At 39.2% G+C, this 20059-nt stretch carries 22 protein-coding genes and 1 tRNA gene; 7 read left to right on the top strand and 16 right to left on the bottom strand.

What is annotated here, in order from left to right; genetic code table 11:
- Positions 1–37: 37 nt before the first annotated feature.
- From K8F54_RS05840 to K8F54_RS05830, 3 genes are all read right to left on the bottom strand, one after another.
- Positions 38–478 carry a PepSY-like domain-containing protein gene (locus K8F54_RS05840; RefSeq protein WP_290788367.1) on the bottom strand — a complete coding sequence of 147 codons (441 nt, stop codon included), beginning with the start codon at positions 476–478 and terminating at the stop codon, positions 38–40.
- A 158-nt stretch (positions 479–636) separates the two neighbouring features.
- Entirely contained in the window at positions 637–1122 is a 486-nt protein-coding gene (locus K8F54_RS05835; protein ID WP_290788364.1) for a MarR family transcriptional regulator, read from the bottom strand.
- A gap of 96 nt (positions 1123–1218) precedes the next feature.
- Positions 1219–2076: an MBL fold metallo-hydrolase gene (locus K8F54_RS05830; protein ID WP_290788361.1), complete on the bottom strand. Its 858-nt coding sequence runs from the start codon at positions 2074–2076 to the stop codon at positions 1219–1221.
- A 130-nt stretch (positions 2077–2206) separates the two neighbouring features.
- On the opposite strand from K8F54_RS05830, the gene K8F54_RS05825 reads away from it, so the two are divergent.
- Complete coding sequence (locus K8F54_RS05825; RefSeq protein ID WP_290788359.1) at positions 2207–3796, top strand: FMN-binding glutamate synthase family protein; 1590 nt, start codon at positions 2207–2209, stop codon at positions 3794–3796.
- Between the two features lie 180 nt (positions 3797–3976).
- On the top strand, positions 3977–4612 hold the full coding sequence (locus K8F54_RS05820; RefSeq protein WP_290788356.1) for a hypothetical protein: 636 nt from the start codon (positions 3977–3979) through the stop codon (positions 4610–4612).
- A gap of 46 nt (positions 4613–4658) precedes the next feature.
- Here K8F54_RS05820 and K8F54_RS05815 read toward each other — a convergent pair whose 3' ends face one another.
- The 5 genes from K8F54_RS05815 to hisS form a co-directional block, all read right to left on the bottom strand.
- A complete protein-coding gene (locus tag K8F54_RS05815; protein WP_290788353.1) occupies positions 4659–6047 on the bottom strand; it encodes an NAD(P)(+) transhydrogenase (Re/Si-specific) subunit beta in 1389 nt (462 codons plus the stop codon).
- A 5-nt stretch (positions 6048–6052) separates the two neighbouring features.
- Complete coding sequence (locus tag K8F54_RS05810; RefSeq protein WP_290788350.1) at positions 6053–6349, bottom strand: NAD(P) transhydrogenase subunit alpha; 297 nt, start codon at positions 6347–6349, stop codon at positions 6053–6055.
- A 3-nt stretch (positions 6350–6352) separates the two neighbouring features.
- A complete protein-coding gene (locus tag K8F54_RS05805; RefSeq protein WP_290788347.1) occupies positions 6353–7468 on the bottom strand; it encodes an NAD(P) transhydrogenase subunit alpha in 1116 nt (371 codons plus the stop codon).
- Between the two features lie 1072 nt (positions 7469–8540).
- Positions 8541–8614, bottom strand: a tRNA-Met gene (locus K8F54_RS05800).
- 180 nt (positions 8615–8794) lie between these two features.
- Entirely contained in the window at positions 8795–10165 is a 1371-nt protein-coding gene (hisS, locus tag K8F54_RS05795; protein ID WP_290788345.1) for a histidine--tRNA ligase, read from the bottom strand.
- 141 nt (positions 10166–10306) lie between these two features.
- On the opposite strand from hisS, the gene K8F54_RS05790 reads away from it, so the two are divergent.
- From K8F54_RS05790 to K8F54_RS05780, 3 genes are read left to right on the top strand one after another with little or no spacing between them, the layout of a single operon-like run.
- Positions 10307–11548, top strand: a complete 1242-nt coding sequence (locus K8F54_RS05790; RefSeq protein WP_290788342.1) for an ABC transporter permease — start codon at positions 10307–10309, stop codon at positions 11546–11548.
- Between the two features lie 18 nt (positions 11549–11566).
- Complete coding sequence (locus tag K8F54_RS05785; protein WP_290788340.1) at positions 11567–11881, top strand: YbjQ family protein; 315 nt, start codon at positions 11567–11569, stop codon at positions 11879–11881.
- Positions 11881–12018: a hypothetical protein gene (locus K8F54_RS05780; protein ID WP_290788338.1), complete on the top strand. Its 138-nt coding sequence runs from the start codon at positions 11881–11883 to the stop codon at positions 12016–12018. The genes K8F54_RS05785 and K8F54_RS05780 overlap by 1 nt, the downstream gene beginning before the upstream one ends.
- Here the strand turns inward: K8F54_RS05780 and K8F54_RS05775 are convergent.
- Genes K8F54_RS05775 through rpsF form a run of 4 tightly spaced genes read right to left on the bottom strand, consistent with a single transcriptional unit; the run spans position 12015 to position 13657 of the window.
- Positions 12015–12488: a DUF6495 family protein gene (locus K8F54_RS05775; protein ID WP_290788335.1), complete on the bottom strand. Its 474-nt coding sequence runs from the start codon at positions 12486–12488 to the stop codon at positions 12015–12017. The genes K8F54_RS05780 and K8F54_RS05775 overlap by 4 nt on opposite strands.
- A 59-nt stretch (positions 12489–12547) precedes the next feature.
- Positions 12548–13000: a 50S ribosomal protein L9 gene (gene rplI / locus K8F54_RS05770; protein WP_290788332.1), complete on the bottom strand. Its 453-nt coding sequence runs from the start codon at positions 12998–13000 to the stop codon at positions 12548–12550.
- A gap of 15 nt (positions 13001–13015) precedes the next feature.
- Positions 13016–13312, bottom strand: coding sequence for a 30S ribosomal protein S18 (rpsR, locus tag K8F54_RS05765; protein WP_290788329.1), 297 nt, complete (start codon positions 13310–13312; stop codon positions 13016–13018).
- Between the two features lie 3 nt (positions 13313–13315).
- Positions 13316–13657, bottom strand: coding sequence for a 30S ribosomal protein S6 (gene rpsF / locus K8F54_RS05760; RefSeq protein WP_290788326.1), 342 nt, complete (start codon positions 13655–13657; stop codon positions 13316–13318).
- Positions 13658–13880: 223 nt separating this feature from the next.
- On the opposite strand from rpsF, the gene K8F54_RS05755 reads away from it, so the two are divergent.
- The gene (locus K8F54_RS05755) at positions 13881–14594 is read left to right on the top strand and encodes a LytTR family DNA-binding domain-containing protein (protein WP_290788323.1); all 714 of its coding nucleotides are present in this window, start codon (positions 13881–13883) and stop codon (positions 14592–14594) included.
- Here K8F54_RS05755 and priA read toward each other — a convergent pair.
- From priA to nadC, 4 genes are all read right to left on the bottom strand, one after another.
- Positions 14591–17041, bottom strand: coding sequence for a primosomal protein N' (priA, locus tag K8F54_RS05750; protein WP_290788321.1), 2451 nt, complete (start codon positions 17039–17041; stop codon positions 14591–14593). The two genes, K8F54_RS05755 and priA, sit on opposite strands and share 4 nt — an antisense overlap.
- A 63-nt stretch (positions 17042–17104) precedes the next feature.
- The gene (locus K8F54_RS05745; protein ID WP_290788318.1) at positions 17105–17668 is read right to left on the bottom strand and encodes a chalcone isomerase family protein; all 564 of its coding nucleotides are present in this window, start codon (positions 17666–17668) and stop codon (positions 17105–17107) included.
- 30 nt (positions 17669–17698) lie between these two features.
- A complete protein-coding gene (locus tag K8F54_RS05740; protein WP_290788315.1) occupies positions 17699–18619 on the bottom strand; it encodes a YihY/virulence factor BrkB family protein in 921 nt (306 codons plus the stop codon).
- Positions 18619–19476, bottom strand: coding sequence for a carboxylating nicotinate-nucleotide diphosphorylase (nadC, locus tag K8F54_RS05735; RefSeq protein ID WP_290788312.1), 858 nt, complete (start codon positions 19474–19476; stop codon positions 18619–18621). Before nadC ends, K8F54_RS05740 begins: the two co-directional genes overlap by 1 nt.
- A gap of 107 nt (positions 19477–19583) precedes the next feature.
- Here nadC and rlmH point away from each other — a divergent pair, with 107 nt between their 5' ends.
- Positions 19584–20057: a 23S rRNA (pseudouridine(1915)-N(3))-methyltransferase RlmH gene (rlmH, locus tag K8F54_RS05730; protein ID WP_290788308.1), complete on the top strand. Its 474-nt coding sequence runs from the start codon at positions 19584–19586 to the stop codon at positions 20055–20057.
- Positions 20058–20059: the final 2 nt, after the last annotated feature.

The following is a 20059-nucleotide window of genomic DNA, read 5'->3' as shown; positions in this document are numbered from 1 at the left end:
ATTCCTTACCAAGCCGTTTATTTAATTGAGGGCAATACTAATCTTTAGAAATATTTAATACCTTTCCGGTTGTAGAGAATGTTATTCTTATTGCTTCGAACCAGCCTTTTTCAAGTTCAACTATATAGGTAGTAACACCATCTTTAAAAATTGATTCTACATCGTCAATAGTATAATCTGCGTAGTCTCGTTTAATTATCTCGGCAAGGGCGGTTGGGAGTTCTTTTTTAGTAATATCCTTTTGAACACGTACCATATCTCCTGTTTTGTTGAACCAGATTTCGTGTTCCATCTTACCAGAATCAAACTCTACTTTATAGTCGTTACCGTTGCGTTCCCATTCTATATCGGTAGCATTGGGGTAAACTTTTAGTAGGCCCTCAGTAAAAGTTGAAGGAACTTCAGTTGTTTTTAGATCTTGTCCGTACATCGCTACGGAAGCTAATATTGCTAGTGCAATTACAAATAAATTTTTCATCTTGTTTGGTTTTAAATTCTCCAACAAAATTACTATTAGTTCGTAACATAACGAACTAAAATTCGCTAAATAATTGTTAATTCGGTCACTCGGGATCGTAAGGTATTTTTGATGTGAAGAATTCCTGCCCTTAGATTGATGCCTTTGCCCTAGAAAAGTTATTTTTCGCTTTCGCGAAAGCGCTTCATCTTTTTAATAGTTGCAACTACGAGCTTTTGCTTTTCAACCAAATAGTCCTGAAATATATGTCCCAATGTTTCTTGATTCATAAATTTCTCTGGATGGTATTTCTTATTAAAGCTATTGATACGTTTAATCATATCCATCTCCTTGTCAATGTTTTGATTATACATTTCTAAAGACTGAAGTTGGGAGTATTTCGAAAGTCTAAAATAGCGTTTTCTATCTCCAGGCTTCGTGTAGTAGGTAATATAATCGAGTTGAGTGAGCACGTTTAAGTTCACCGATGTAGAGCTCTTACTGGCTTTTATAATTTCTCTTATTTCGTCAAACGTAAGTCCCTCATAAGCAGACAAAATAAGGAGTGCATAGATACGAGACGCTAGTGGAGAAAGCTTTAGGCGTTCTTCAATCCCTAGTCCTATTATTTCAATGAGTTTTTCTTGTTCTTCTTCCTTTGCCATTACAGTAGCTTATATGCAATGATAGTAAGTATATTTTTAGTTCGCATACTCGCGAACCAAATGTACTTAAAGTTTTTATATATAATAAGAATTTTTCTAGATGTTGAATTCTAAACCTTCTTTTGCCATCTCACAATTGGGAAATCTAGCTTGGCAGTGTTTTTCCATTTCTGTAAGAAACGCATCATTGTGCGATGGGTCGTGATGTGTTAAAACAAGATTTTTTACATTAGCAATTTCGGCTGTCTCTATGGCCTGATTGAAACTACTATGTCCCCAACCGCGATGCAATTCGAGCTCTTCATCCGTATATTGCGCATCGTGGATCAATAAATCTGCATCTTTACAAAAATCAACAACATTTTGATCTAGACGCATCCCATGTTCTAGATCTGTGCAAATAACTATAGATTTTCCGTTTGCCTCCAAGCGATAACTAAAAGCACCTCCGGGGTGGTTGTGCTCACGATAACTAAACTTTACCAAGCCATCGGCGTTTAAAATTGGTTCGGCATCTCGGTAATCTATAAAACGTATTTGGCATCCCATATTTTCTAACTGAACGGGAAAGAATTGACTTTGCATCTGTAATGCAAAGAGATCTTTCACCTCACTAATGTGTAACTTCTTTTGGGGATAAACAATCCCTATTTTCTGTTGTGGATTATATGCGGGAGAAAAGAAAGGAAAGCCCTGAATATGGTCCCAATGTAGGTGCGTAAAAACCAAGAGAATAAAATCGGTTTTTGGAATTTTACCCGATTCTATATCTGAAGAAAGTTGTCGAATACCGGTTCCCGCATCAAAGATTACAATCATTTTACTACGGTCATTTATGAGAAGATCTACATAAATACAGGTTGTATTACCTCCATATTTTTGAAAACCAGGCTCACAAACCGGTGTCGAGCCACGGCCACCATACATTTTTACATTCCAAACAGCTTGATTCATAAAATTTGTTATACCAAAATCAATTTTGAGTTCATAAATATACAAACTTGTCAAACTTATCTTTATGTTTGAATTTCTAAATTTATATTTGAACAATTCCCCTAATCTATTAATTAAGTACATTTAAGGTATGAAAGTTCGTGAAAAGTTTATTTTAATTTCACTAATCGTTAGTGTTTCCATCATCGGTATTTCTTTCTTTTGGTTGCCTGTTTTATGGCTTTTCCTTTTAGTAGGCCCGTTAATTTTAATGGGGGTTTACGATATTTTCCAAAAAAAGCATACCATTCGAAGAAACTTTCCATTATTAGGGCGCTTTAGATATGTTTTAGAATCCATTCGTCCAGAAATAATGCAGTATTTTGTTGAGACCGATACAAACGGAAGGCCAATTAATCGCATTCTACGTTCCTTAGTTTATCGAAGAGCAAAGGGTGAAAATGACACCGAACCATTTGGTACTCAAATGGACATCTATCATTCGGGTTATGAATGGATGGAACATTCTATGTATGCCAAGAATAACCCCAAGGAAATAGGTAAATTTCCACGACTACTAATTGGCGGGAAGGATTGTAAACAACCGTATTCCTCCAGCTTGTTAAATATCTCTGCCATGAGTTTTGGTTCCTTGAGTAAAAATGCAGTTTTGGCGATGAACAAGGGGGCTAAAATGGGGAATTTTGCACAAAATACAGGAGAAGGAGGAATAAGTGACTATCACCTAAAACACGGAGGGGATCTTATATGGCAAATAGGAACCGGATATTTTTGTTGTAGGAATGATGATGGAACCTTTAACGAAAAAACCTTTAGGGAGAATGCCCTTCGACCTCAAGTTAAAATGATCGAGATAAAACTGTCGCAAGGAGCCAAACCGGGACACGGAGGTATACTGCCGGCAATCAAGAATACTGAAGAAATTGCAAGAATAAGACATATTCAACCCGGTATTGCCGTGCATTCACCGCCATCTCATTCCGCTTTTTCCGATCCAATAGAATTTATGCGTTTTATTCAAAAACTACGAGAACTTTCAGAGGGAAAACCAATTGGTTTCAAACTATGTCTTGGACGAAAACAGGAGTTTATGGACTTTTGTGAAGCGATGCTATTTACTAATATAATGCCCGATTTTATTACTGTTGATGGCGGGGAGGGTGGCACAGGTGCCGCTCCTGTTGAATTTTCCAATTCCATGGGAATGCCATTGCGTGAAGGTCTTGTCTTTGTCCATGATACTCTGGTGGGATTTGGATTGAGAAAGGAGATCAAGGTAATCGTAGCGGGAAGAGTTATAACCGGATTTCATATGGCAAGAGCAATAGCTTTAGGTGCAGATGGCTGCAATAGTGCCCGTGCAATGATGCTCTCCATTGGTTGTATTCAGGCTTTACAATGTAATAATAATACGTGTCCTGTGGGTGTTGCCACTCAAAACAAATCGCTAGTTAAAGGTCTGGATGTTGATGATAAGGCGCCTAGGGTTAATAAATATCACGAAGCTACCATCCATAGCTTTTTAGAATTGATTGCCGCGGCAGGACTCAATGGGCCGGAAGAATTATCCCGAAATCATATAAGTAAACGGGTTGGTATGTATAATGTACAAACCTATGACGAAATTTATCCATACATAGAAGAAGGGTGTCTGGTAAATATAGATACCGTCCCCCAAGAATATAAAAAATTTTTTCAGCTAACAAGATTGATGAAGTAACGATTTTTGACTCTAGATAAATCGCCGGCTACCAGTTTTTCGGAGGCTATGTTGTTCAATTATTTAATCTTATTGATATATTTACCATACATAGTAGCGGTGAAGAAACTGAAACAAGAACTCAAATACCGATTTATATGGCTAAAGAAACGTCAAACCTTGCATAATGAAATGAGCTAAATGAAATCACTATCAATTTTACTATTAGTATCAATTTTAATGCCGGGCTGTAGCCCCACAAAATTGATTCAGCATTATAAAAATCCGGATGCCGTAAACTTGAAAATAAAAAAAGTTTTCATCATCGGTGTTTCGGCAGACAAGGATTTGCGGCGAACCTATGAAACGAGGATGACAGAGGAGTTAGGTAAAAGGGGTGTAATAGCCATTAGGAGTATTGACTATTTTGAAGCATCTTTTACCGATAATGAACAAAAGATAGAACAACTCAATTCAATCGAAAACAAGCTGTTTAATGCTGGCTTCGATGCGACGCTTATTGCCAAAATTTCTAAGAAGGAAAGCAAAATAAGTATGGAGGATGCCTACCGAAATTTCGCGAAAAAACATCAAACTTTCGAAGATTATTACTATAACAATCAACACATCTATCTTACAAAACAGTTAGAACGTCATCAAGTCTACACCACAGAGACTTCCTTATATTGTATTTGCCCGGAAAAAGAGCGAGAATTACTGTGGCGGTCTGAGATTGAAGTGGTGGATGCCACAAAGGTTATGAGAAATATCAACAGCTATATCAATGTGCTTTTTAAAAATTTAAAAGAAAATAAATTATTGCACTCAGCCGAATAAAGCAAATTCAAAAGAAATTACAGCAATCTTCATTTTTAAACAAATATTAAATCAATTTCAGTTGATTGACAATGTCTTGAAGCGAATCTTTAGCATCTCCAAATAGAAGATTGCAATTGTCCATTCCAAACAAATCATTCGAAACTCCGGCATAGCCGGTACTCATTCCTCTTTTCATTACAATAACTTGCTTACTTTCATGGGTTTTTATAATGGGCATTCCGTATATAGGGCTATCCGGCTTGTTTTCGGCAGCGGGATTTACCACATCATTTGCGCCTATAATCAACACCAAATCATAATGAGACATATCTTCATTTACATCGTTCATTTCTTTCAAATGTTTGTAGTCAATATTTGCTTCGGCAAGCAATACATTCATATGTCCGGGCATCCGTCCGGCAACAGGATGTATAATAAAATCAACTTGGATTCCTCTGGCTTCTAACAATTTTTGAAGTTGACCACACAAGTGTTGCCCTTGTGCAACTGCAAGACCATAGCCCGGGACTATTGCAACTTTATTTGCGAAAGTCAGTTGCATCGTGGTTTCAGAAATACTTATGGGCTTTATATTTTGATCTTCGGTATCACCGGAGATCGCTGTTTTTTTAAATTTACCTGCAAGCACTTTTAGTAAAGACCTATTCATTGCCTTACACATTAATAAGGTTAGTAAAATTCCGGCAGCACCTACGAAGATTCCACCGGCGATCATCGCTTTATTTCCATATACAAAACCGGCAAAAGCAGTAGCAATTCCGGTTATTGAATTCAATAATGAAATTACTACAGGCATATCGGCTCCACCAATGGGGAGTACAAATAAAATTCCATAGCTCAATGATAATACCGCCATCGAATAAGCCATCACTTCAAAGCTTAGTGGTAGGACTCCAGCAAAGTAGGTGATTGGTAGAACTACGATTAAAGCCAAGAGCAGCCTTGAGCTTACAACAACTAATGCTTTTCGGATATCTTTGGTTTTGCCCGCTAACTTTCTATACGCCAAAATGCTTCCAGTAGCAGCAATAGCACCTGTAATTAACCCCAATAGCAATAAAATTTTTATTCCTGTTAAGGAAGTATTTACATCTAACTGGTGTGCTTCAATCAATCCCAATAACATAGCACAGCCACCACCGGTGGCATTAAATAATGAGACGAGCTGTGGCATTGCCGTCATTTCTACTTTAGAGGCCATTCGCTTTCCTGCCAAAGTTCCCAACGTAATAGCTGCAAGAATGACAATTAAGTTAATGGTAGGAACCGCATTAAACATTATTGCGAGAAATGTAAAAACAACAGCAATGACCATTCCTGATGCTGCAATAATATTTCCTGTTTTGGCCTTTTTAGGAGAACTCATAAACTTCAATCCACCCAAAAAAGATACCGTGGCTATTAAATAACCAACTTCAACGATTATATTCATCTATATTATTTTTTGGTGTTGAACATTTTCAGCATTCTGCCTGTCACAAAAAAGCCTCCGGAAATATTTAAGGCTCCTAGAAATACAGCGATTCCACCCAAACAAAGCAATAGATAATTGGTTGGTGGTATCTGAAATAACATGATGACCGCACCGAGCATAATAACACCACTAATCGCGTTGGCTCCGGACATTAAGGGAGTGTGAAGAATTGCCGGAACATTGGCTATCACCTCTATTCCTATAAAAATGCAAAATATAACGAAGTAAACGAGTTCAAGATTATTTTGAATAAATTCCATAGCTTATACAAGTTCAAATTTATGAATTAATTGAGGATGCGAAATTTTACCGGTATCAATAACTTGGCAACTGTTAATTATGGGATCGCCTTCTTTATTAGTGTTGATCAAGTATTTTAAAAAGCTATAAAAATTAGCAGATAATAATTGTGAGGCGGCCTTTGACATTTCTCTCGATAAATACGAATGGCCTACAATTGTGACATTATTATAAATAACCGTTTTTCCGTTTTGTGTAATTTCACAATTCCCACCTTGTTCTGCCGCTAAGTCTATCACAACTGAGCCTGGTGACATAGCATCGAGCGCTTCGATGTCTATTAGAATTGGTGCTTTCTTTCCGGGGATATTCGCGGTTGAGATAACAATATTTGCATTCGCAATATGTCGGTGAATTAACTTTTTCTGTTTTTTGAGATATTCTTCCGATTGCTCCACGGCATAGCCACCCGTATTCTCACTATCCTCATATCCTTCTACCTCAATAAAATTGGCACCAAGGCTCCTAACTTCTTCCGCAGACGATTTTCGCACATCAAAGGCTTCTACTATCGCTCCCAAACGTTTGGCTGTTGCAATTGCTTGTAACCCGGCTACACCAGCGCCTAATATTAGCACCTTAGCAGGATTCAAGGTTCCTGCGGCGGTCGTAAACATCGGTAAAGAGCCACTGTAATGGGAGGTAGCTTTTAATACAGCTTGGTATCCTGCCAAAGAAGCCATAGAGGACAATACATCCATAGATTGTGCTAAAGTTGAACGAGGTAATAGATCCAGACTAAAAACCGAAATGTTCTTACCGAGAAATTTATCAACCCTTTCCTGATAGAATAACATATTGAAAATACCAATCCGATTTTTTAATTTTTCACCATCTAATATTTCGGGAAAATCATTTATCGACAAAATATAATCGGCATGTTTTAAAACAAAGGCACGACTATGTAATGCCGCACCGGCAGCTTCGTAGTCCCTATTTGAAACTCCCAATGCCTCCCCCAAGCCAGTTTCAATTATAACTTCCAATCCTAATTGATCTATAACTAAACTAACTTCTTTTGGTAGCAGACAAATTCTTGTTTCAAAATCGGGCTCTTTTACTATCCCTATATATATCATACCTGTATCATGTTATTAGGTTTCGTCATCCTCTCGGTAAATTTCAAACAATTAATAGTATACGTGACCCAATTTTCAATACATGTGCCATCAACACAACTAACTTTTAAAAATGTTATTAATAATCTGTTTTACAGTGTCTTATAAAATTTAATTATTATTATTGAAAAGGATTAATCGGGTAATAATGTCCCTAGTGATACTTTTTTACTCGTCTGTTTCTTGCCAAAAAAGAGTAATAAGAAGCGGTTTAAGGTTTTAATTTGTCGCGTGTCTCAATTGTTATCATTTTAAAATTTTTAAAGAGAAACGGGCGCAGAATTTTAAGAAATATTTAATTTTTAATTTCAATAATAAGGCCTATGTTTGCCTTGTAATGAATATTTTCAATGCACGATTATGTCCGATAAATTGCAACATATCACTTTTCAATTAATAGCATCCTTTGATGGTATTAGTTTGCATCGGCCAAAGTTTCAAATTGGTAAATTGAAAATTATCTTCCCGATTTTGTAAGCACTGCGAGTGTGCTTAAAACAGTCCGTTAAACCTTATATCATTTAACTCTTCTTTTGCATTGCAGAAGAGAGTAACTCGCGGGTTAGGGTGTCTTTTTAACGACTTAACGACTGTTATTAGGTTCTAAATCGAATATTCATAATTTAAATCAAAGTAATCATGGCTAGAGGAAAAACCTTAAAAGCTCCTAAATTAGATTTAAAAGCAAAAAAACAGGAGAAGATAAAATTGAAATTAGAAGCCCAACAAACCAGAAAGCGAAGATAACGCGGTTGTGGCAATAAAATAATGTTGAATTAATATTTAAACCCTGATGGCTATTCAATGGACGTCAGGGTTTTTTTATAAATCAATTTAACGTGAAGTGGGTTAAGATTTCATCGTTAAAAACCGTTGGTATTATAAATTTTTAAGGCCGAAAAATTCACTATGAATTCCAATCTTGTCAAAAAAGTGTTCTTTTCTGAAGTCAAATGTAATTATTACGTTGAAGGAACGCATAAAAAAACGGCTTAGCGTGAACTAAACCGTTATTTCCAGTGTTTAATAAATGTAGCGAGATCGAGACTTGAACTCGAGACCTCCGGGTTATGAATCCGACGCTCTAACCACCTGAGCTACCTCGCCAAATGTTGGTGATTATTTCCGTTCACCTTCGGGTTATGAATCCGACGCTCCCCGCCCGAACGTTGCGTTCGGTACGGGCGGGTAACCACCTGAGCTACCTCGCCAAATTAGTGCGAAACCTTAGGTTAGGCGGGCGCAAAGATAAAAACAAAATCATCTGGTGCAAAGATAAGTTTGTATTTATTTCAACTTATTTTGAAGCGTAGCGAACGAAAACTCATTCTGTTCGCCACTCTTCATATTTTTAAGGGTAAAACTTTGGCTTTCTAGTTCTTTTTCACCGGCTAGGACCACAAACGGAATGCTACGCTTGTCTGCATAGCCCATCTGCTTGCCCATCTTGGCCGCATCAGGGTACAATTCGGCAGTGATTCCGGCGCGTCGAAGTTTTGTAATGGCCTTCATGGCATACAAGGCTTCGGCTTTACCAAAATTGATAAAGAGTACTTTGGTCACTTCGGAAACGGTTTCAGGAAAAAGATCTAATTCCTCCAATACAAGGTAAATTCGGTCCAAACCAAACGAGATTCCTACCCCACTCACGTCTTTAAGTCCGAAGATCCCCGTAAGATCGTCGTAGCGGCCACCGCCACCAATACTTCCCATATTCACCGCTTCAGGAGCTGAAACTTCAAAAATGGCTCCCGTATAATAGTTTAGACCTCTAGCCAAGGTGACATCTATTTCGAAACCAGCCGTTTCCAATCCTAGTGTGGTTATGGTGGTAGTGATAAATTCGAGTTCCGAAACACCTTGTAAGCCTATTGCCGAAGTAGCTAATAATTCTTTAAGCATCGCCAACTTTTCCGAAGCCGTTCCTTTGGCTTCAAATAAGGGTTGAACCTTTTGTATGGCGTTTTCTGAAATTCCTTTGGAACGCATTTCGGTTTTAACGCCGTCCTTCCCTATCTTATCCAGCTTGTCCAACGCCACGGTAAAATCGATAAGCCTGTCTTCGGCACCAATCACTTCAGCAATACCACTCAAAATCTTCCGATTGTTCAATTTTATGGTAACGCCTGCCAACTTTAACTTTGCAAAAACGGCATCGTACAATTGTACCAATTCCACTTCCTGCCACAGGGAATTGCTCCCTACCACATCGGCATCACATTGAAAGAACTCTCTAAAACGTCCTTTTTGGGGCCTGTCGGCGCGCCATACGGGTTGAATTTGATAGCGTTTAAACGGAAAGGTGATGTCATTCTGGTTTTGGACTACATAACGCGCAAAAGGCACTGTAAGGTCATAGCGCAATGCTTTTTCGGAAATACTCGATGTAAGTTTAACACTGTCTTTTTCTTTTAAAACTGAATCATCCGCTTTCTTTAGATAATCCCCACTATTCAGAATCTTAAAAATCAATCGATCGCCTTCCTCTCCATACTTTCCCATCAAGGTCTCGCTATTTTCAAACGAAGGGGTTTCAATAGGTTGAAAACCATAGGTGGTAAAACAACTTTTTATGGTGTTCATAATGTAGTTGCGTTTTACGACTTCGGCAGGAGAAAAATCTCGAGTTCCTTTGGGTATGGAGGGTTTTTGAGCCACTTTTTTAGAATGTTGGATTATTAGATATTTGGATTGTTAGATTCTTAGATTTAAATTCCCTGCAAATATCTTAAAATAATGCCGAAATTGTAACTTTATACACAGATTATAGTCTAACGATAAACCGCTCACCCAACCACTATGTTTTCACTTTTTCGGGAAAATGTTCGTATTGCACTCGACTCCATTAGAAGTCAGCTTCTTAGAACCGTACTAACCATAGTCATCATTGGAATTGGTATCTGGGCACTCGTAGGAATTCTAAGTGCCGTTAAGGCATTGGAGAATACCATTTCGAGTGATTTTGCTTCCATGGGAGCAAATACGTTTAATATTCAGCGATATGAATTTAACGTACAGCGCAACAATAGTGGCGAGGTTGAAAAAATAAACCCAATTATAAGTTACGATGATCTGCGGAAATTTGTAGACATCTATAATTATCCGTATACACAAACTTCGGTTTCCTTTAGAGGAACCAATCGGGCAGAAGTTAAATTTGAAAACGAAAAAACCGACCCCGAAGTACAGGTATACGGCGTAAACGAACATTATCTGGAAAATACGGGAACCGATGTAGACAAAGGAAGGGAATTCAATGTCTTCGATATAGAGAACAACAATAAGGTGTGTTTGATTGGTTCCGACTTTCTGAAAAGCATCTTTAGGAACGACGACCCCATAAATAAAACCATTAGCATCCGAGGTGTTAAATTTAAAGTGGTTGGAGTACTCGAATCGAAAGGAGCCACTTTTGGTAACAATCAGGATTTAAAGGTGCTCATCCCCATTCAGGTAGCACGAGGTATTTTTACCGATCCAAATATCAACTACACCATTAGCGTGATGGTAGAGGACAAAGAAATGATGCAAGGGGCCGAAGATGCTGCGATAGTTACTTTCAGAAATGTACGCGGCCTCAGTCCCGTAGAAGAGAATAACTTCGGAATAGAACGCAGTGACGACCTCATCAATCGGATAGGTGAAATCACCGGTGTTTTGGAAATGGCTGCCTGGATCATTAGTATTATTACCATCTTAGGGTCTTCTATTGCGTTGATGAATATTATGTTGGTTTCGGTCACCGAACGCACCCGAGAGATTGGGGTTCGGAAGGCCATGGGTGCCAAAAGATCTACGATTTCAACGCAATTTTTTATAGAAACCATAGTAATTGGACAATTGGGCAGTGTCTTGGGGATCATTCTTGGAATTATTACCGGATGGGCCTTTGCAAGCTTTACGGGCTTTGCCTTTTCACTCCCTTGGGGTGCATTGATAGGCGCAACCATTATTTCGTTCTTAACCGCTGTGATTGCAGGATCGTATCCCGCTTCAAAAGCAGCTAGATTAGATCCAATTGAAAGTTTGAGATACGAGTAATTTTTAATGAATTTCACTATGATCATCACAACAACAGAAACTATTCCGAATAAGGAAATAATTGAGATCCTTGGGGTAGCCCGCGGCAGTACCGTGCGTGCCCGACATATTGGTAGGGACATTTTCGCCGGACTTAAAAACATAGTCGGTGGAGAGATTGAAGAATATACCAAACTTCAAGCACATGCAAGAGAGCAGGCGATTCAACGCATGATGGATGACGGTCAAAAACAAGGCGCCGATGCGATTGTAAATGTGCGCTTAGCAACCAGCATGGTGATGCAAGGAGCCTCCGAAATATTGGCCTATGGCACGGCTGTAAAACTGAGATAATGAATGATTACTCAACTTTGGCGATTGTCATTTGCTATATCCTGTTCTTAGGTGTTATAGCTGCTATTCTGCTTTATTTGATCGTAAAAAGGATAGGAAAAAAGGGCAAAGAAGGATTTGAAGAAAGAGACCATTAATTGTTTACAAGCCGTTCAAAAAATTGATATAGGTCTCCTTTCGTAATTACGGAGCCTTGTTGTACCAATTCAAAAATATCCTTGTGCTTGTCTTCCGAATATTCCTTGGAAGCCTGTAAAAATTCCACCTCGTCTGAGGTAAAATTTTGCTGAAGCCATTTATAGCCTTCCGAAGTTGTTAGATCGATGGAAGTATCGGTCACTTTTACCACAATTAAACGCATGGAAGTTTCCTCTAATTTAAAAAGAAACAACTGGTGGTTGGAAATATTTTCTAGGAACTCGGCCTTTGAAAGCACGCCTTCCCAAATAAGGTCACTAAACACATCTAGTTCTTGCTCGGCGACTTCCGGCTTGTCCTTTTTAATCGCATCCCATTCTTGAACAGTGATGGTTTGTGCAGCAAGAAAATTGATAAACTCCCTGTGAAGTTCCTCCAACTGTTCTTTAGTAAGGCGCGTGTATTTCATGATAAGGCTAAAAAAAACCCCGACAGTTGCCGAGGTTTAAATATAAATGTTTGTTCTAATTATTTTGCTTCAGCAATTACATCGAATGTGAAGTTTGAAATCACATCTCTGTGGAAACGAATGGTCGCTTCGTACTGTCCGGTACGTTTAATGGTACCTCCGGCGATAGCAATATACTTCTTCTCAACAGTCACACCTTCTTTTTCAAGGGCTTCGGCAAGGTTCGCATTGGTGATAGATCCAAATAACTTGTCTCCTTCACCTGCTTTAGAAGTAATTTTAATTTCCAATCCGTTTAACTTATCAGCTTCCGTCTGTGCGTCTTCAATGACTTTCTTTTCTTTGTAAGCGCGTTGCTTTAAGGTTTCAGCCAAAACTTTTTTTGCAGAAGGAGTTGCTAGAATAGCAAGACCTTGTGGAATCAAAAAGTTTCTACCGTACCCATTTTTCACATTGACTACGTCATCTGCAAAACCTAGGTTTTCTACGTCATTTTTTAATATAAGTTCCATAATCCTATCTGCTTTTTATTTTAATAAATCGGCTACGTACGGCATCAACGCTAAATGACGTGCTCTTTTCACAGCTACAGCTACTTTACGTTGGTACTTTAATGAAGTTCCTGTCAATCGTCTAGGTAAGATCTTACCTTGTTCGTTTACGAATCGCATCAAGAAATCCGGATCTTTGTAGTCTACATACTTGATACCCGACTTCTTAAACATGCAATATTTCTTCGCCTTTGAAGTCTCAATGTTTAGCGGAGTAAGATATCTGATCTCTCCGTCTTTTTTTCCTTTTGCTTGTTGTTGTAATGTTGCCATGGCTTATGCGGTTTTTTTGTTATCACGAACTCTTCTTCTTTCTGCCCAAGCAACAGCGTGCTTATCAAGGGCAACCGTTAGATAACGCATAATGCGCTCATCTCTTCTAAACTCTACTTCTAGTTCGTTAATTGCGTCACCTGGAGTGGTGTACTCAAACAAGTGATAAAAACCACTTTTTTTGTGTTGAATTGCGTAGGCTAATTTTTTTAGCCCCCAATTCTCTTTGGATATCATCTTAGCACCTTTAGAAACAAGAATATCTTCGTATTTCTTAACTGTTTCCTTTATCTGTTCTTCAGATAAAACGGGATTTAAGATGAAAACAGTTTCGTAATGATTCATAAAAAATCGATATTAAAAATTGATTTATATCCTGGCACTTTGCCAAGAGCGTGCAAAAATACTACTTTATTTCATATTTTCAAACACTATTTTCACTTCTTTCAAACCATGCCTTTTTTCCTACAAGAATTGATAAAGTGACTAATTTTCACGACAAATGTTAAAAAAACTTGTCATTCATCGATTTTTTACTTATAATTGCTGTACCAAAAACTACCTAACTGTGGACAAACCAATACTTAAGTGTGCCATCGTAGACGATTCTACATTGCAACGCCTTTCTATTGTAAAATTGATTGAGAATCATCCGTCGTTGGATCTCGTAGCCGAGTACAATAATGCCATTGAAGCTAAGATGGGGTTAGCAACTACAGAGATTGATCTTATCTTTTTAGATATTGAAATGCCGATCCTCTCTGGATTCGACCTATTAGACGATCTTACCCACAAACCACAGATTATCTTTGTTACCGGGAAGACCAAGTATGCCTTTAAAGCTTTTGATTACGACGCCGTTGATTATCTTCGGAAGCCGATCTCGAAAGAACGGTTTTTAAATGCGGTCCACAAAGCTATAACCAATTACAAACTGAAGAATGATGATGGTTTTGATGAAGAGGACTTTATTTTCGTAAAAAGTAATCTGAAAAAGCGAAAAGTATTTCTTAATGAGCTTCGGTATATTGAAGCCCTTGGCGATTATGTGAAATTAGTGACGGAACATGACGCATTGGTGGTGCTTTCTACCATGAAAGCGTTCGAGTCGCTGCTTCCTAACGATCGTTTTTTACGCATTCACAAATCCTATATCGTGAATTTAGATAAGGTAGAACGCTACAACAGCAAGGTGATTGAGCTTGATAAAGAGCAGTTGCCGCTGAGTAGAAACAGGAAAGCCGATCTGGTAGAAGCCCTTGCCGCTACCATGCGCACCTAATAATTATCCACATCTATTGTTACGCGAACCGTTGAAAATTCCTTGATGGAATTAAAACTTCGCTGTACCCCATCAATAAACTTTTTGGTTTTTGAAAGGGAACTCTTTTTTGGAATCTTGACCAATATATTTGAAATATACAAATTCCGAACACGCCCCACAGGAGGTGCTTCAGGCCCCAACACATACTCATCCAATTTTAATTGCAGTGCTTGCCCAAACCAAGTCGCTCCTTTTTGCATTTTCTGCTGATTCTTATCTTTAAAGGTGATCTTTATAATTCTGAAAAAGGGAGGATATTTATATTGATAGCGCTCCTCCACCTGTTGCTTATACATACCTTCGTAGTCGTTTACACTTACCTGTTGAAGGATTTGATGGTAGGGGTTATAGGTCTGAATAAGGACCTTACCACGTTTTTGCGTACGTCCTGCCCTACCCGAAACCTGCTGTAACAATTGAAAACTACGCTCATGTGCCCTAAAATCGGGGAAGTTCAATAAATTATCGGCATTCATTACCCCCACCAAACTAACTTCCCGAAAATCCAACCCCTTGGCCAACATCTGTGTTCCAACTAGGATGTCAATTTCCTGATTCTCCAATGCATCGATGAGTTTCGAATAGGCATGCTTTCCTTTGGTGGTATCCTGGTCCATCCGGGCTATTCGGTGCTCCGGGAATAAGGACTTCAATTCGGTTTCAATCTGTTCGGTACCAAAGCCTTTGTTATCTAAGGTTTCACTTCCACATGCCATACACGATGGCAACATAGCCATATGATAGCCGCAATAGTGACAGCGCAGTTCGTTCTTGAATTGATGAAACGTTAAACTCACATCGCAATTGGGACATTGGGGCGAAACACCACAGGTGGTACATTCTACTACCGGGGCATACCCGCGTCTATTTTGAAACAGGATCACCTGCTCGTTATTATCCAGTGCTTCGTTCATTTTGGCGAGTAAGGTATCACTGAAATGACCCGTCATTTGTTTCTTGCGGTGCTTCTCCTTGATATCTACCAGTTCAATTTCGGGCATCATAACATTTCCGAAACGCAATGCTAAGTGAACGAGACCGTACTTGCCTTGTCTGGCATTGTGATAGCTTTCCAGCGCCGGAGTAGCACTGCCCATCAAGGTTTTTGCAGTGTGAAGCTTGGCCAAAACTACCGCGCTATCGCGTCCGTGATACCGTGGTGCGGGATTGTACTGTTTAAAAGAAGGCTCGTGCTCTTCGTCCACAATGATCAATCCTAGGTTGCTAAAAGGTAAGAACAAGGAGGAGCGTGCCCCAATCACGATCTGTGCTTTGGGTTTGCTGTGCAAAACATTGCTCCATACTTCAACTCGTTCGTTGGTAGAATACTTTGAATGATAGACCGCAACCTGATCTGCAAAATAATGCTGAAGTCGCCCAATAAGCTGGGTCGTCAATGCAATTTCAGGGAGCATGTACAAGACCTGTTTCCCAGTGGCAATTATTTCGGCTATAAGCTTTACATAGATCTCGGTCTTACCACTGGAGGTCACACCATGTAGCAAGGTGACATCCTGTGTTTCGAAAGAAGTTTTAATTTGGGAATAAGCCCGCAACTGTGCCTCATTCAATTTTTTTAGATCTGAGGCTTCATCCCCCTTGTATTCCATCCTATCCTTCTGAATAAAGTATTCCTCTAAAATACCCTTATCAATCAGTGCTTTTAAAACGGCCGCAGTACTATCGCTTTTTCGCTGTAACTGAATCGCATCCACCGGCTTTTTTTCCTGTGCATTCAGCATAAAGAGCGTCATCAGCATTTGCCGCTGCTTCGGAGCTCTGGACAAGCTATCGAGTAATTCACGTAGACTTTCTTCTTTGGCATATACGGGAGCGAGCTTGATGTAGCGTTTCAGTTTTGGCGTGTATTGTTCGTACACCTCTTCCTGTACCTGTATGATTCCTTTCTGAAGTAATTTCTGAAGCACACTTACCACCTGCCTCCTATCCAATATGGAGCGGATATCATTGATGTGTAGGGTCGCTTGATGTTGCAAGGCTTCGAATACCAAGAATTCATCATCGCTAAAATCCGTTTCATCTACCTGCCTTTCCGAAGCTAACCTAATAATAGTTTCACTCTCCAACAGGAAGGCAGAGGGCAACGCAGCGCGTATCACTTCCCCCAACGTACACATATAGTAGGAAGCCATCCACTCCCAATGTTTTATTTGCAAGGAGGTAATAAGCGGGTTCTCGTCCAGAATATGGTCTATGGATTTGGTTTCATAGCCCGAAGGAGCCGATTGGTGCACCACATAGACTATACCTGTGTAAATTTTCGATTTCCCAAAAGGGACGGCCACCCGCATGCCTTGTCGCAGAAAAGCAGCCTCGTCTTTGTTTACACTATAGGTAAAGGTTTGCTTTAACGGAATTGGAAGTATAACATCTATAAAATACACGTGCTGAAAAAAAATTAGGCCACCCGATTGGGCAGCCTAAAGATACTACTAAATATGTTTTTGTTATTTGCCTAACATTCCTTTTTTCAGCTTGCTATCTACAGGATCATTTCCAAGCCAAATTCCAAATAAGGCTTTCTTAAACTTCATACCGGAAACAGTTCCTAGTTCCTTCCCGTTTTTGTAAGCTACCACACCACGTCCTTTCTGATAGGTAATATCGAAGGTGTCGTTTTCTACAATCTCATCGCTGAAGAAGGTGATGAATTTTTTTATTTCCGAATCCAAGGAAGAAGTATTTCCGCCCATAGAGGCTTCAAACCCTTCTTCTACGGCCTCACTCATGGCTTCACTGGAAACAAATGACGATGTGATGACCAATTTGATCGCCATGGTTTCATCGGCATTCATGATACTTTTTGCGTCGCTGGATTTTTTTGCAAGGTATAATCCTCCAGAGTACAATTTGAGTACCATTGCCTTTCTTCTAATTCCGGCACCGTTTAAGGCGAGCTCCTCACCACCAAAATTCACCGAATTTGGCAAGGTTACGCTACCAACTTCTGTCTGAGCTACAGAAACATTTACAGTAACGATGGAGATAATAAGTAACAATAGATTTTTCATTTTGATATAATTAAAAGTGTTAGGTTAAAATTAGCATTTATCTTTCAATCGTTGTAGGGAAATATTCAATTCAAATCCTAACAACAATAGGTTTGCGTTAATCCAAATATATAACATCATAATCAATAGAGCACCAATCGAACCGTACAACTCATTGTATTTTGAAAAATTGTTGATATAGATTCCGAAAAAGTAGGTTGTCAACAAGAACAACAGGGTAGTAACCAAGGCGCCTATCGAAAAGAATTTCGATTCCTTTCCTTCTTTTGTACCGTAATAATAAAGTGTCGATATTATAATATAGACCATGACAACAAAGACCGTAAGCTGTAACGCTGAAATCCAAAAGAGATCGTTCTGTATGTACTCGTTTCCTTTTAAACTGCTAATGGCGTATTCTCCATACAGGATGACTCCTACCGTGATTAACAATAACAATGCCAAAAAGATAGACACCACCAAGGCAACCACGTATTGCTTAAAAAACCCGCGATTGATCGTCACATGGAAGGAGTATTCGAAGGCGCTAAAGATGGCGTTAACTCCATTGGCGGCCAAAAATAAGGACAGGAAAAAAACAAAGGACAACAGCCCTCCTCCTCTCGGGTTTACCGCAATATCTGCGATGGTAGGATAGAAGAATTCGGCTGTCTGTGGCGGCAACAATTCTTCAATAAATATCAAGAAACGCGTTTGAAATCCTTCTATAGGAATTATAGGAATCAAATTCAGCATAAAGAGCACAAAGGGAAATAGGGCCACAAAAAAGCTATATGCAATCGAACTGGCTCTCGAAGAAAATGTTCCTTTTACGATGCCTCGTCCATACATTTCTAATAGATCATACAACGACAACCCCTTAAACCCGGGAAGCTTGATGCGTCTGCTAAGCGTTACCAGGCTTCTAAGTATTGGAATCTTTGTGATATAACCTTCGGCTTCTGTTGCCATTACACTGCCTTTAAGCTAAGGTCCATATTATATACAGAGTGTGTTAAGGCCCCACTCGAAATATAATCAACGCCACATTCGGCATATTTCCTAGCAGTCTCTAAGGTGATCCCGCCACTGGATTCTGTAAGGCAGGTATCTCCAATTAATTGAACCGCCTTTCGCGTATCTTCATAATTGAAATTATCGATCAGAATACGGTATACCCCTTCGTTTTCAAGGATCTCCTCAATTTCTTTCAAGTTTCTAGCCTCCACGATAATTTTTAGATTAAAGCTATGATCTTGGAGGTATTCTTTGGTTTTTTGAATCGCTTTTGTAATCCCACCACAGAAATCAATATGGTTGTCCTTTAGCATAATCATATCGTACAAGGCAAAGCGGTGATTTTCCCCTCCTCCTATTTTTACCGCCCATTTCTCTAAGGCACGAATGCCCGGTGTTGTTTTTCGGGTATCCAATATTTTGGTGCCGGTACCTTCCAGCAGTTGCACATATTCATTTGTTTTGGTAGCAATGGCACTCATTCGCTGCATGGCATTCAGTACAAGCCGTTCACTCTTCAGTATAGACTGGGATAGTCCGGAAACATAAAAACAAACATCTCCGTGCTTCACCTTACTGCCATCTGTGATCTTAATATCGACCTTTAGCCCGGGATCTACAAAGTCAAATACTTGTCGGGCGAAATCCACTCCGGCTATAATCCCCTCGTCCTTCACCAATAGCTTTGCTTTGCCCACAGCGTCTTCGGGGATACATGCCAAAGAACTATGATCACCATCCCCTACATCTTCGCGAATTGCATTCGAGATGATCTTGTCTATTTCTCTATTGAATTGTTTTTTTGAAATCATTCGATTCAATTTTTAGTAAAAATAACGTAAAAAGTTCGAAGACCGATACCGGAACTTGGAAGTCAACCCATTTTATCTTTGTATTTTTAAATTCTCAAAAGCAACAGATGAAAATTACTGTATTGGCCATTGGAAAAACCGACGACAAGGCATTGGAATCGCTATTAGAAGACTACCAAAAACGCCTGGGGCATTACGTGCCTTTTTCCATGGAAATAATTCCCGATATCAAGAATGCCAAGAACCTTTCCGAAGCACTTCAAAAACAAGCCGAAGGAGATGAAATTCTTAAAAGGTTAATCCCAAGTGACATCGTTTTGCTGTTAGATGAAAAGGGGAAAACGTATAGTTCGGTGGGGTTTTCTGAATTTCTTCAGAAAAAAATGAACAGCGGATTAAAAAACTTAGTATTTGTCATTGGAGGACCTTATGGATTTAGCGATGAATTATATGCAAGAGCAACTGGTAAAATCTCACTTTCATCGATGACCTTTTCTCACCAAATGGTACGTTTGTTCTTCGTGGAACAGCTCTACCGGGCTTTTACCATCTTACGAAACGAACCCTATCACCATCGCTAACA

The sequence above is a fragment of the Altibacter sp. genome, from assembly GCF_019913785.1.
Taxonomy (GTDB): Bacteria; Bacteroidota; Bacteroidia; order Flavobacteriales; family Flavobacteriaceae; genus Altibacter.
This window is presented reverse-complemented; position numbering and strand designations above follow the sequence as displayed.